At 59.5% G+C, this 12,785-nt stretch carries 9 protein-coding genes; 2 read left to right on the forward strand and 7 right to left on the reverse strand.

Annotated features, from left to right (window positions below; genetic code table 11):
* Nucleotides 1-155: 155 nt before the first annotated feature.
* On the reverse strand, nucleotides 156-1,349 hold the full coding sequence (locus ABKW30_RS20375; protein WP_348600742.1) for a DUF932 domain-containing protein: 1,194 nt from the start codon (nucleotides 1,347-1,349) through the stop codon (nucleotides 156-158).
* A gap of 342 nt (nucleotides 1,350-1,691) precedes the next feature.
* Here ABKW30_RS20375 and ABKW30_RS20380 point away from each other — a divergent pair, with 342 nt between their 5' ends.
* Together ABKW30_RS20380 and ABKW30_RS20385 are read left to right on the forward strand one after the other, a co-directional pair.
* A complete protein-coding gene (locus ABKW30_RS20380) occupies nucleotides 1,692-2,309 on the forward strand; it encodes a type IV toxin-antitoxin system AbiEi family antitoxin domain-containing protein (RefSeq protein WP_348600743.1) in 618 nt (205 codons plus the stop codon).
* Nucleotides 2,302-3,171, forward strand: a complete 870-nt coding sequence (locus tag ABKW30_RS20385; protein ID WP_348600744.1) for a nucleotidyl transferase AbiEii/AbiGii toxin family protein — start codon at nucleotides 2,302-2,304, stop codon at nucleotides 3,169-3,171. Before ABKW30_RS20380 ends, ABKW30_RS20385 begins: the two co-directional genes overlap by 8 nt.
* Nucleotides 3,172-3,352: 181 nt before the next feature.
* Here ABKW30_RS20385 and ABKW30_RS20390 read toward each other — a convergent pair whose 3' ends face one another.
* The 6 genes from ABKW30_RS20390 to ABKW30_RS20415 form a co-directional block, all read right to left on the reverse strand.
* Nucleotides 3,353-4,186 (reverse strand): DUF3883 domain-containing protein, encoded by an 834-nt coding sequence (locus ABKW30_RS20390; RefSeq protein WP_348600745.1) that lies wholly within the window; start codon nucleotides 4,184-4,186, stop codon nucleotides 3,353-3,355.
* A gap of 137 nt (nucleotides 4,187-4,323) precedes the next feature.
* A complete protein-coding gene (locus ABKW30_RS20395) occupies nucleotides 4,324-5,163 on the reverse strand; it encodes a hypothetical protein (protein WP_348600746.1) in 840 nt (279 codons plus the stop codon).
* A gap of 25 nt (nucleotides 5,164-5,188) precedes the next feature.
* Entirely contained in the window at nucleotides 5,189-5,953 is a 765-nt protein-coding gene (gene drmC / locus ABKW30_RS20400) for a DISARM system phospholipase D-like protein DrmC (protein WP_348600747.1), read from the reverse strand.
* Nucleotides 5,950-7,791: a DUF1998 domain-containing protein gene (locus ABKW30_RS20405; RefSeq protein ID WP_348600748.1), complete on the reverse strand. Its 1,842-nt coding sequence runs from the start codon at nucleotides 7,789-7,791 to the stop codon at nucleotides 5,950-5,952. The genes drmC and ABKW30_RS20405 overlap by 4 nt, the downstream gene beginning before the upstream one ends.
* Nucleotides 7,788-11,768 (reverse strand): DISARM system helicase DrmA, encoded by a 3,981-nt coding sequence (gene drmA, locus ABKW30_RS20410; RefSeq protein ID WP_348600749.1) that lies wholly within the window; start codon nucleotides 11,766-11,768, stop codon nucleotides 7,788-7,790. Before drmA ends, ABKW30_RS20405 begins: the two co-directional genes overlap by 4 nt.
* Before the next feature lie 21 nt (nucleotides 11,769-11,789).
* Complete coding sequence (locus ABKW30_RS20415; RefSeq protein ID WP_348600750.1) at nucleotides 11,790-12,785, reverse strand: O-methyltransferase; 996 nt, start codon at nucleotides 12,783-12,785, stop codon at nucleotides 11,790-11,792.

Genomic DNA, 12,785 nt, shown 5'->3' on the forward strand with positions numbered 1-12,785 from the left:
GCGGCCGAGAGACTCTCTCTCAACCTCCAACCCGTCACGAAGCGAAGCGCCGCCCTCTTCCTCTAAAGGGGGCAACGCCACGGACCGGCAAACCTGGAAGGCACGGAAGCGCAAAGCCGGAGACGCGGAAAACCGCATCCCCGGCTTTGCGGAAATCAGGCGGCTCGATCGAGCAGCTTCTTGGCCTTGCCCTCCATGTCGAGGCGGGCGTCCTGATGGGGCTTGTCGCGCGCGACGGCGGTGATGCCCTGCACGAAGTCGAAGATGCTCTCGGGCGGGCGGCCTTCCTCAGCCAGCACCCTGTCGATGATCTTGCCGGTCTCGGCCTTGGAGAAGCCGCGCCGACGCAGGAAGTCAGTGCGGTCTTCGTCGGTTCTGGCGACGATCCGCTCGCGGGCGGCCTTGATGCCGTTGACGAACGGCAGCGGCGAGGAGTTGGCGAAGTTCAGCAGCGCCGGGGCCGCCTCGTGCGCGAAGCGATTGGCGGCGTATTTGGAGTGGCGGATGGTGATTTCCTCGAAATCCTCCACGCCCCACAAATTCCGATTCTGGCAGACCGCGCGCAGATAGAAGCTCGCCATGCCAAGCGTCTTGGCGCCGACCTCGGAATTCCAGCAGTAGAAGCCGCGGAAATAGAGATCGGGAGAACCGTCAGGCAGCCGGCCGGCTTCGATGGGGTTCAGGTCATCGACGAGGAACAGGAAGACGTCGCGGTCCGAGGCGTAGAGCGTCGTGGTGTCCCTGGTGATGTCGACGCGCGGATTGTAGATGCCGGTCGACCAGTCGAGCACGCCCGGGACCTTCCAGCGGGTGTCGCCCGTGCCGTTGCCGGCGATGCGCTGCACCGCCTCGACCAGTTCGTGGTCGAAGATGCGGCCATAATCCGGGCCTGTGACGGCGCGCAACTCGACGCGGCCAGTGTCGGTTTCGAACGTCTTGATCTGCTCGGCCCGATTGGAGGTCAGGCCGTATTGCAGGTTGATGGCGGCAAGTGCGGCCGGGAGCTGCCTGAGATAGGCGGCGGGAGCGCCGACCAGGCTGGCGAGTTGTCCGAAGGACCAGTGTGTCGGCGCGATTGCCGCATCCGTGCCCGGCAGGATGAGGGCCAACCGCTCGGAATCGGTGCGGTTCGCCTCGACATGGATGAGCGCGCTCTCCACCACCCGCGTCCGGCTGCGTTCGGTGCGGTCGCGGACCGTGTGGGCCAACTCGGACAAGGAGAGGTAGCGCTCGTCGGCCGGACGCGAGAACCACTCTGACGAGACGCGGCCGACCCGCTCGCCACGGCCGACATCGACCTTGTAACCGCCGCTGGTGTCACGGCGCGCATCAAGGACCTGCATATTCATGGGACCAATCTCCATGACGGGCGTCAGAGACCTCTTCTCCAACCTTCAACCCGTCACCGGAAACAAGTCCACTCTCTCACTCTCAGCGGGGCGTTGCGGGGCAGCCGCCCCGCAGAAGGGGTCGGTCGAGACCAAAGGCTCGGACGCAGGGGAAGGCTTTCCCCTCCCGGTGCGGATGTACAAGGTGACCCGATGAGCAATCTTCGCTGTTGGCTCAGGGGTCCGTTTGAGGCGAACGCGTTTCGTAGAGCGGCAGCCTCTTCTACCTGGCACCTTTCCTCGCCATGCGAAAAATGATACAAATCCTCGGACAGTAAGTCCTATGTTCCGAGTTTCCGTATCGTGCCATCATCCATGTCCCAACGCCAGATTGCCCATACCGTGCTGACGGCGCGCGGCATTTCGCGCCTGGCAGAGCTGCGCGAGGCGGGCGTAACAGCCGCCACCATGAGCCGCATGGAACGCGACGGCGAGGTGCTTCGGCTCGCGCGAGGACTTTATCAACTTTCTGATGCACCCCTCGACGTTCACCACAGTCTGGCAGAGGCCGCCAAACGGGTTCCCAAGGGCGTCGTTTGCCTCGTTTCGGCCCTGGCTTTTCATGGTCTGACGGATCAGCTCCCGAGGCAGGTTTGGCTCGCCGTGGGGCAGAAGGACTGGTCCCCGAAACCCGAAGGCACGCCCATTCGGCTGGTACGTTTCACAGATCGTCTGCTGACGGAGGGTGTTGAAAACCATCCTGTCGAGGGGGTAACCGTGAAGGTCTTCGGCGTCGCAAAGACGATCGCCGATTGCTTCCGGTATCGGAACAAGATTGGCCTGTCCGTGGCAATCGAAGGCCTTCAGGAAGCGCTGCGCCAGCGCAAGACGACGCCGGGCGAGATCGCTAGGCAGGCTGAGCGAGGAACGGTCGCCACGGTCATTCGGCCCTATCTCGAGGCGCTGACCGCCAATGGCTAAAGAGATAAAGAATATCGGCGCCTCGGTTCGCGCCCGCCTGCTGCAGGTCTCCAAAACGAGCGGCCAGACCTTCGATCTTGTCCTGACCCGCTTCGCCCTGGAGCGGCTGCTCTTCCGGCTCAGCCAGTCACGCCACGCCGACCGCTTCGTGCTGAAGGGCGCGATGCTGATGATGAGTTGGTTCGATGACCCACACCGCGGCACGCGCGACCTTGATCTGCTGGGCTTTGGCGATCCGAGCGCGGAGCCGATGCTTGCGACGTTCCGCGAAATCCTGACTCAGGACGCTGCCGACGGCGTGGAATTCGACATCGACGCCCTTCGCGTCGACCGCATTCGTGAGGAACTAGAGTATGGCGGGCTGCGGCTGAGGACGACGGCCTCGATCAGCGGCGCCCGGATCAGTCTGACGATCGACATCGGCTTTGGCGATGCGCTGGAGCCTGCTGCCGAAGAGCTGGACTATCTCTCAATGCTGGACTTTCCCATGCCCCGGCTGCGTGGCTACGCGCGAGAAACCGTCATTGCCGAGAAATTCCAGGCGATGGTGGCCCTGGGGCGGGCTAATACCCGGATGAAGGATTTCTACGACATCTGGATTCTCAGCCGGTCCTTCAACTTCGACGACGACAGATTGCCAAGAGCGATCGCCGCCACTTTTGCGCGGCGCGAGACGGCGATACCTCAAGACCTGCCGGATGCGCTGACGTCGGCTTTCGCCGAGGACGCGCAAAAGCAGCGACAATGGCGCGCTTTCGTCGAGGGAGTAGCCCACGATCCGGGTGATCTCGCGAATGTCATGAAGGACATTGCCGCATTCCTCATGCCTCGCGCGACGTTGGCGCTGAGCTTGGGTCAATGAGCGGTTGATCTCTTCGGTCGGTATTTGGGAAGTTTCACGATCACCGGATATCGGCCCCATCGGCACATCCCAAGGCGATGAAACCTCACATCGTGGAAGCAGCGCTCATATCGAGGCTGGCGTTTGGCCGATACGGCCTGCTGCGACGCCAATTGACAGCCACTGGTCTTGTTTGGGCTATTCAACCAAAACTCGCTTGGAACGTCGTCGCAGTCAGCGAAACGTGGGCATCCAGTGGAGGGTATAATTCGAACGCTTTTGGCTCGCGAGAAAAGTTCCAGAGGCGGAAAAGGCACCACTCAGATCGCCTCTGCTCGGCCACCGCCAGTTCGTTCCGCGTTATCTCAAAGGGGGTGCGTTCCCAGCCGTTGGTAGTTTTGACCTCGATTAGGCGTGATCGGCCATTGGGAGTGAAACTTGCGACATCGTATCCGAGTCCATCCCCATCTTCGTTCGCCACCCAACGTATCTTTCTGGCAAGGTCGGCACGGCCTGCGCCGATCAATGCCGCGTGTTCGTGTTCCAAGACACGTTCTTCGCCAGCTCGCCCCAGGACACGATTGCGCTCGTCTCTCGCCGCAACGTCGAACTTTCGAGCGATGTGGAGCGTCTGCTCCAGTTCTTGCGGCGGAGGCTGATTCGAATGTGTCGGCGGAGGTCCGATCCAAATGGACGAAGGCTCCCTCAGTGCAGATTTTGTCGACATATTCGGCTTCCGGGCCAGCCAATGCGGGTTTCGCGCAAGCCAGCGCGCCACCGCATCGACCAAAGATGCCTGGAAATGGAAAGCGGGCTTGTAGCCCGGAATCCAATCCTCGCCCAAGCCCTTGAGTACAGCGCTGATATTTTGATGCTTGAACTCGACGGACTTTCGAGAACGATCGATTTTCTCTAGCATTCGTCGATTATGATCAGACTTGCTATAAGGGCGCCCTGCGACGTCATCAGCAAGCATCGTGAAATAGTCCACGACGATCAGGTCATTCTCTTCGTCTGTCCAAGGCCCGGTCGACATTCTGCAAATGCTAGAGGCAAGAGGGCCGTCTGTCAGGCGCTTTCCGCGTATATCCACGTCTATCGTGGCTACGCAGGACATGCGGTCCACTCGATGGGCGGCTGCATGCGGAGGACGCCCCAAAAGTGCGAACGGAATTACCGGTTTGTCGTCGTTTCCATCTCAATGGCATTGAGTGCGAGGCGAAGGTTTTCATACATCCATCCCGCCTTCTTGTCGGAAGTCATCAGGCCCTCGTAATATGTCCCGTACACAGCAAAGCTTAGGTCGATGAGATCGTTTCTCGCTCGATCAAGCCGCTTTTGAGCCTGATTTCCATTCCTGATCCACCAGAGAAGGTAGATGACGAGCGCAAGCGCATAACGGTAGAGATAGGTGTGAGTTTTATTTTCGGCGAACCCTGACGGAGTGGAACGACGCTCTCCTCCATCTGACAATGTCTCCCATATCTGGTCGGCAGCTCCGAAAATCGAAGAAAACATTTCCGGAGTATATCGTGAGTTCTGCCTAATGATACGGAGGTGCTGGGGCTTGAACATTTGCTCGGACATCTCTGGCAGAGAGGCCATTATATCTTGAGCGCCTTCGAGCATGCCAGGAAGAAAATTCACAGCGCCATCCCACATTCGATCCAACTGATCAAGAATCTCTGGCGCGTTTCGACCAGGTCCATTCAGGATGTCGACCATTTCTCGAATGCTCCCTGCCGCATCCTCATACTGCATCAGGGACGGCATCATTGGCGTTCGGGAATCGATTTCCGCGATCTCCCGTCCTGACTTCAAAACAATGACCTGTTCAGGAAAATCACCAATCACGGATAGGGCCGAAGCAACCGCTTCGATTGATCTCTGCTTGTAAATTTCAAACCAAGCGAAATCGGGTAGAACCGCAAAATTGGTAGATGAGGTATTGAGAAAGTACCTAAGATGTTCCGATTGCAGCATGTTGCTATCGATGATCAGACGCTGAATCACGGCAATAGTTCCGGTGCTGAATTAACTAGGTAGATCTAATCACTTTTGTTTCGATCAATGCAAACATATGATCACGCAAATTGGTTGGGGTTGAGCCGCCGGTGAGCAGAACACCTGCCTCCATATTCTTTTCTAGTGCGTGTCCTGTCAGATTGGCACTCGTCAAGAATGCAATGGCTCCGTCCGCGACGGCCACCTTCGCGTGAACCCGACCATTGGTGAATGGGTGCGGGCGATCGGTCCAGACGTATAACCGGGCCAAGGGAACGGCATTTCTCATCGTCGCCACCGGATCGACGAGCAAACTGCCACCCTGGGTCAAGGAGGCCTCGACGAGAATACGGGTATCGACGCCTCGATCAATGGCGTCGTTGAGCGCTGTTATGACCGAAGGCACGTCGTACGCGACGAAACTTACGACGAAAAGCTCTTGTTTCGCCTGTCTGATGAGATCCAAGAGCACCTGTTCGGTACGACGGGTCGCGACGAACGGCGTCGTCGGCCCAGTCCACACGAGCTCAACGCTATGGTCTCGCTGCGTCTGCTGCCTGGTATGAGCCGCTCCCAACAGCATTCCCGCCACGACATCACCAGGCAAAGCGGTGTCCCGCCAAGCAGTCATAAGCGCGGCCAAGGCGGCTCGACCCGCTGGTGTGCCAACGACCTCCTGGAGGTTTTGCCCCCGGTCGGAAGGTAAGAGGCCACGTAGTCGTGACGCTATTGCTTCGATCTTCGATGGCGACACCAAGGCCACGAATTTCGCGACCGCATCCAAGAGCGGTCCCATCATGAGCTCCGGAAAAATGCCGCGTTCGGGTTTTCAAGCGTGGGGACCACCAGCGCACGATCCAAATGCCTATTGCCCCTTTCGCAAGACGTTTCCGAGACGAAGGAACAGGCGTGGCAGGCAGCGCCATGCAGCGACTGGTCTTTGCTAGGATCGTGCTCGGAGCATAGAGGGTCGGAGGCACAGACGTGGGCGCGATCCAGAGCCTGTCTGAGCAATCGTCCGAGGTTTTCAGGTTTTCCCAATTCGACCAAGCCACCAAGCGTTCCGTCGGAGTCTGCGGCGGCGGTGTAAATCAGGATTCCGGCTTGATCTTTTTCGCCGTCGACTTCTCCATATATTCGTTCGCGGATGCTGGCGGCATTATATCCGCATTCCAGAGCCAGTTCTCTGATCAGCATGTGGGTCAAGGTGTGTAGAAACACGTACCGCACGCCCGGATAAGCTTCTCTCGGATCGAGGTTCCGTTTTTGGCGCCACCCGCGATGTCCCGTACGCAAGCGGGCATCGATTTCCTTGACCGGATCCTCGTCCGCCCATGCGTCCAAAGCACCGGCGTCGAAGCGAATGAAGATTCCCTCACCATGCACCTGGGTCGCCGGGACCCAATTCGGTGCCGAACGCCCCAGCGGAGCACGTGGCGCAGCATCGTCGCCGGATCCCTCGTCCGGTGATTCGACGCGCGTGAAACCGAGCAAAGCATTCACCTCGCGCAGGCGTTCCAACAGCAAGACGCGAGAGATTGCCGTTTCGAACCCTTTTGGAACTCCAACCTTCCGGCTCATGAAATGCGGGTAGTCGGTCGGTGGATCGTCCGCCGTGAGAACCTGCCATTCGGGTTCTTTGAGGTCGCTTTGGTCGACGTCCGCGCCTCCGCTCCTCTGAGCCTCTATGGCAGTCCAAATTTGCTGGTTGGTGAACTGATCGATGCCGGGGAGCTGAGCCGTCTTCTTCAGTGTCTTGACCACGAATCCGACCTCGTCGGCCGAGGAAACATCTTCAAAGAAGGTCCAGCCATCTCCAACGAGTTGCGCCAAGGGGCTCCCCGTTTGAGGAATGGCGAGGACAGACAATGTTACCGGAAACCACCCATTGGTAGCGCCGAGAAGGATCGCCCGAGGATCTTCGGGGCAGTCATCATCGAACCGATCGATATGGGGATGCCTTCCGCGGCAGGCGGGGAGGTTGTCTCTTCCGGCTTGACCGAAGGCCTGGGCCATATTCTTCGATGCGCCGCAGGCATCGCACTTAACCCAGAGATTCTCGGTTTGCAGCGAGGCTCCGCTTTCGAAAAACCGGAGTGTCCCGCGGCAATCCGACGGACCGCCATGAACGAACCAATGCCACGGGAAATCGTCGAGATGTCCTTCACGGCAGGCCATCAAAAAACGCGCCGGCACGGCATCGGCGTCTTTGGCCCGTTGATCGTTGTTCGAACCTCTACATCCCTCATGGACGAAGCGTGTCAGTTCCGGACGATACCGGTTCTCTTTCAATTTGAAGAGGCCAGCATCGTACGGCGACAGCAGACCGCATTTCACGCAGCGCAACCATCGGGGAAACGGCTTGACCGGGACGCCGATGAGAGCCGCAGCGGAGAATGGATCGACAACGTCACGGTCGCCGAGCGGAGGCATTCTCAGCGATTCCACCTGCGGGCCGAGAACACTTCGAACGTTCGCGAGTAACCGGGCTTCCTGGATGGGCTGGCACCTGTCTTTTTCCCAACGATCAATGCCCATCGTGACGACAGAGAGGTTGGGCAGATCGATCAGGGCGCCGGGGCCGTAAGTCCAAAGGAGTTGGCTGGGCCGAATTTCACCGACGGGCGTCTTGCTCATGCATCACCCCCATCGGCTGGAGCAACGCGGGCGCGCCAGACCGGATCACTGTTCGATCGCGAATCTTCCATCACCAATCTCACGCCGGGTTCGACCTCGCGCATAGACATCGGTACGGTCCAATCCGTCCAGGGCTTCACGCCCGGTGTTTCCAGCAGGGGATAGGCCGTCGGACCAGCGCCATATTTTTGATAAACGAGGGCACGACCTCCGACGCTCGCCTCCTTGGCCCAGTCGTCGGCACGATGCCTGAGTTCCTGTTCGGTCAACGACTTTTTGGCCGAGTCTTCCGTGACCTCCCAGGTTCGTTCGGAAACGACGCGGATCGTCTCCGTCATCTCTGGTCGGCTGGGGCTGTTCATGGCGCCAGCGCCCGCATTTGGAGCGAAGGGATCATAAGTGTTTCGCATGATGGACAGCATCGCCCCCGTAAGACCGCGATCCAACGCGCGGGGAGAGAATGGCGTCACGGATTGGGCTTCGACATGCTGATAGAAGGTCGCGTGGTAGTGCTCGAAGGTCTCGTAGTGAGAGAGGTCGCGAGGACGTGCCCAAGTGAGCACGGTAGCAACCAGGCCCGGCGGCGAGCGACCCACGCGGCTGGTCGCCTGAATATACTCCGCTGTTCCCTTCGGCTGACCATTGACGACCATGACTCCGAGACGATTCACGTCGACGCCGACTGAAAGCATGTTGGTGGCGAGAACGACATCAATAGGGCGTGGGGAGCCCGGAGCCCGATGCTCCTTCCATGTACCCGTTGCAGGATCCAGGGTCCCGGTGAATGGAATTTCCATCTGATCGAGATAGCGTGGGATGTCATGGCTGGAGACACGCGAGGTGAGTTCACGAACGTCATCGACGCGACGTTGTGACAAACCCGGGCGATCGACCAAGCTCATGTTGACGCGGAAGGAACGCGTCTGCACGTCATCCTCCGCGAGACGCTTCATTCCGCCCAACTCGCGCAACGAATTGAAGTAACCGACGAGCGTCATATAGGGATCGGCGACCGGGCCGAAGCGATCGTAGAGCGCTTGGGCGGCGGTGAGGAAGGCCGTGTACGTCCGGATCAATACCGCAGGTCGGGAGCTGCCGGGGGCGCAAATACCCATGTAGCGGCGGCCGGGCTTCTCGTCGACGGGGCGCTGAACCGAAAAGAAATTGTCCTCGACGTCGAGGCCGGTGGGTGGAAAGATCGAGGTACGCCGCATGAATACATTGCGGACCTGATCTTCGGCACGCCGAACCGTAGCGGTCGATGCTACGACTTTGGGCCGGACCTTTGTGTCACCGAGATGCCAGGAACTCAACTCATCGACGGCGCTCTCGTAGAGACCAACCATGGTGCCGAGCGGCCCGCTGATGAGATGGAACTCATCCTGGATGATGAGATCGGGAGGCCGAACGGCGGCGCGAACCGGCTTCACCCTCGCCGCGCGATGAGCGCCGCGCGCGCGATGCCCCTTGCCGCAATCGTGCCCCGGCCAGAGCAGGCCGTGACGCTCGCATTCTTCATCGACCCGGCCGAATAGGTTTCGCACTTCCGGCCGCCACGCCATCATTGCGAACTTGTCGACGGTGGCGATCATCATGGTCGGCGGACGATGATAGATTTCCTCATCAACCACCTTCACGGGCAAGCCGGGATGTGGGCTGCCGCTAGAGCCGGCACGCGAGAATTCACAAGTGCCGAGTTTGTCGCTGCAATGGATAAGCGTTCGCCCGGCAATCCGATCGACCTCGATATCGCGACCCGCGGAGATCTCGGACCCGCACCAAGGGCAGCTCGTCAATTGTGCCGGCGACGCGACACCAGATTTGTTTCGGTCGCCGTTCCGCAATGCCTCGATTGCTTGATGGGCGTCCTCGGTTCGACCCGGCGTCACCCGATTGCCGACCCACAGCCCCAGCGAGAAGGGTTCCTTGCCCCAGAGCTTCTCGTCGGCGCGACGGATCACTTCCATAGCACACAGAAGCGCCGCAGCACGCTGGAACTGTTGCAGGGTCAACAGGCGTAGCGTGTACCGCATGATAACGGCCAAACCACGTGATGCATCGAGGCCGCCGAGATCATTCTTCAATCGGCGCATCGCCATCGCGAAAGCCGCCACACCCAGATAGGCTTCGGTCTTGCCACCGCCCGTTGGGAACCAGAGGAGATCGGCGAAGGCTTCAGCGGGCTTCGTTCGATCTGGATGTGCCGGATCGGCGAGGGATGGGACAGACAACAGGAGAAACGCCAACTGGAACGGGCGCCAGGACCTATTTCTCGGGATGTCGAGTTGCGCGGCGTCGGCCGTCTCGCCGCGTCTGCGTTTGAGGGCGTAGAGGCTTCGCACGCGCTGAAGTGCCATCGACTTGTTGGCGAAGCGGAATGCCGATAGCGCAGCATTGTCGGAAAAGAGCGTGTCCATTCCTTCGCGAAGGCGGCGCAGGGTCTCTTCGCAGCGGGCGATCACATCTTGTCCCGGAATGTCGAAGCCGACGATCTCGGTTTTCAGTCGCGTTCTCTGTTCCCCGATCCACGCCGCATAGTCCTCGACCAAGCATGTAAGGGCCTTCCGCAATTGTTGCGGTGCCATGTCCGCGAGGCGGCCCATGTCGAGCCATCCTTCGTCGATCATCCGGCGCATGGCAGGGCGATCGTACGAATCGAGACCTGGTGTTTCGGTCACAGCGACCTCGTAGCGCGGGATGATTTCCGTGCGGAGGTGTGAAGCTTTTGCGGGATCTTCTAGCGTCGTGTCGGCATGGACGGATACGCCGTGGCCCACGGCGAACTCCAGCCGATTACGATAAATCAGGGCCAAGCGATCGCGTTCCGGATCATCGACGACGATTTCATTAGCAGGGCGACGCCTGAAGATAGCCGGATCAGTATCGCCTTCCGGCCCAGCCACCGAGATTTGAGGTTGGAACAGCCAAGCGCGATCCTTGTTTTCGTCGGGCTCCAACTGGCCGTTCACGAGGAACAGGGTGACGAGGCGCTCCCCTTGGGCATTCGTTCGGATAGTCCCTTGTAGCCGCACCTCGGGCTGGTCACGATCCGGCGTCGCCGGCCGCAACGGGCCTTCTTTCAGCGAAAGGGAAAGCAATCCGCCGCAAGGGACTCTCCGCCATAACCTGACTTTGGTCTCCTCCTCACGGCCAGTCGCTCGGTTCTTGCGTGTCTTGACTACATCGTGTTCGTCGCTTGGGACGCGCTCATAGCGTCCCCACCGAACCTCGGCGGCCAGTGACTCCACACCCGGCGCGACGCAGAAGGTAAACCCGATGCTGGACGGCACGAGGGACTGATTGTTCGTGGTGTCGATTTCGTCGAGGGCGTCGTCCTCCGGCTCCACGCGCCCTGACACGCTCGCGAACTCAGCACCGGGCTCATGGATGGGTGCCGCCCGCTCGTCCTCGATGTCTCGGATTTCATCTGCGCCGGCAGCCGGCTCGACGGCGACAATATCGGTGTCGCCCGGCCGTCGCGGTGCGAGTTTGCCGACTAGGTAGCGGTCGCGGACGCTCATGTCTTTGATCAGCTCGTGCGGCCCACTGGCGGGGCCGAGAAGATCGTCGCGGACTGCTATCTCGAGCAGATCGCGAACGTAAGCGACGTCCTGTATGAGCGGAACATCGGCTATCGATATGCCATCCAGGGCGAGAATGTTCGCGAGATCTTCCGGACGAAGCCGCGCGATTGGGCCGGTCGGTAGCGTCAATCCGAGGTCGGAGATTGTTCCCGACCCGCTGAAAGCATGGACATGATCGAAATAGACCATCGTTGTGTTTAGATCGGCCCGGATGCGGAGAATCTTGCCGACGCGCTTCAGGTTCCCATCAGCTTCCGCCGCGACGACCCAATGCCCCTCATTGAGGGCCGGAAAAGCCGAGCGCTCGCCCTCCAGCCTTGCCATATACGGGCCAAGCCAAATCAGCTCCTTTGTGAGCCAAATTTGCGGGTCTGAAGTAACGGTCAAGCTCATGCGTCGCCCTCGAATGGATCTCTACAGCTCGACGCGAGAGAAATGTGGATAGATACGATAGAATTTCTTGAAGACCGCTATCGGATCTTCGCCCATATCAGATTTGGGAAGATCGAAGGCCATCTTCTCTCGAATGTCGTCGTTTGACTCCATGGTCAAACGCTCCAGCGTGGAGAGGGCGGGTAGATCAAGGCGATGGGGAACGTCCGGCGTCGAAAGGAACTCCCATTCCTTCAAGAGATTTCCAACGGAAGCGTCGGCGGCTGCGCACACGACAAGTGCGGCCGTTACCATGGCCTGACCGTCCTTGTAGTGGGTCGCTAGTGACCATACGATCTGGCGATCACGAAAATTGAGCGCTTCCTTTTCGACCGCCAGTTTGAGAACACGCAGTACGCTCGCCCCATAGGTCTTGTGCGTCATACCCTCGGGGGATAGTCCGCTCGGAAAAAGTTGACCAACGCGCTCCTTGAAACGAGCAAGGCGCCACTCCTGCACCGTTGGCTTTGCCGCACGGTCACCCGATGCAGCGTCACCGATCTCGACCGAAATGTCGCTTGGGAGCGGCTTCCCGAGCGATTCTGGATTGGCATTTAGCGTTATCCGAAGCACGCTCCCGAGCGGAACCGCGCCAATCGTCAGTGCAAAGCGTTCGATTTGCGTAGTGATGCCCTTCGGCTCCGTGTAGTCGAACCAGACGATCGCCGGCGTATCGAAATCGATCCCGTCCAGGTATTCTTCGAGCGTGTTGTGGACACACTCGATTGATGCGATTGGCCGATTGAAGAGTTGGCGTTTATGGACCTCAGCTTCAGTTTCGATGCAGGTCATCCGACCGACGCCGAGCCTGGCATGAACCAATCGGAAGTCTTCGAGAAACGGTCCGCCGAGGCCGACATAATGATATTTCTCTAGCGAAAGGACAGGAGCCAACCGCATCAACAGGGAGAGAAACAATTCTCGGTCGACAGCCTTGTTGGGCCTCAGGCGGTAGGGGAGCGAAGATCCGGCGCTCAT

Origin of the sequence: Phyllobacterium sp. SB3, from assembly GCF_040009165.1 — a bacterium.
Lineage (GTDB): Bacteria > Pseudomonadota > Alphaproteobacteria > Rhizobiales > Rhizobiaceae > Phyllobacterium.

Excerpts from the sequence above, each read along its gene's own strand:
- ABKW30_RS20385 (WP_348600744.1), top strand. The coding sequence starts at position 2,302 with ATGGCTAAAGAGATAAAGAATATCGGCGCCTCGGTTCGCGCCCGCCTG.
- ABKW30_RS20390 (WP_348600745.1), bottom strand. The coding sequence starts at position 4,186 with ATGTCGACCGGGCCTTGGACAGACGAAGAGAATGACCTGATCGTCGTG.
- drmC (WP_348600747.1), bottom strand. The coding sequence starts at position 5,953 with ATGATGGGACCGCTCTTGGATGCGGTCGCGAAATTCGTGGCCTTGGTG.
- ABKW30_RS20415 (WP_348600750.1), bottom strand. The coding sequence starts at position 12,785 with ATGAGCGCCGGATCTTCGCTCCCCTACCGCCTGAGGCCCAACAAGGCT.
- drmA (WP_348600749.1), bottom strand. The coding sequence starts at position 11,768 with ATGAGCTTGACCGTTACTTCAGACCCGCAAATTTGGCTCACAAAGGAG.
- ABKW30_RS20405 (WP_348600748.1), bottom strand. The coding sequence starts at position 7,791 with ATGAGCAAGACGCCCGTCGGTGAAATTCGGCCCAGCCAACTCCTTTGG.
- ABKW30_RS20375 (WP_348600742.1), bottom strand. The coding sequence starts at position 1,349 with ATGAATATGCAGGTCCTTGATGCGCGCCGTGACACCAGCGGCGGTTAC.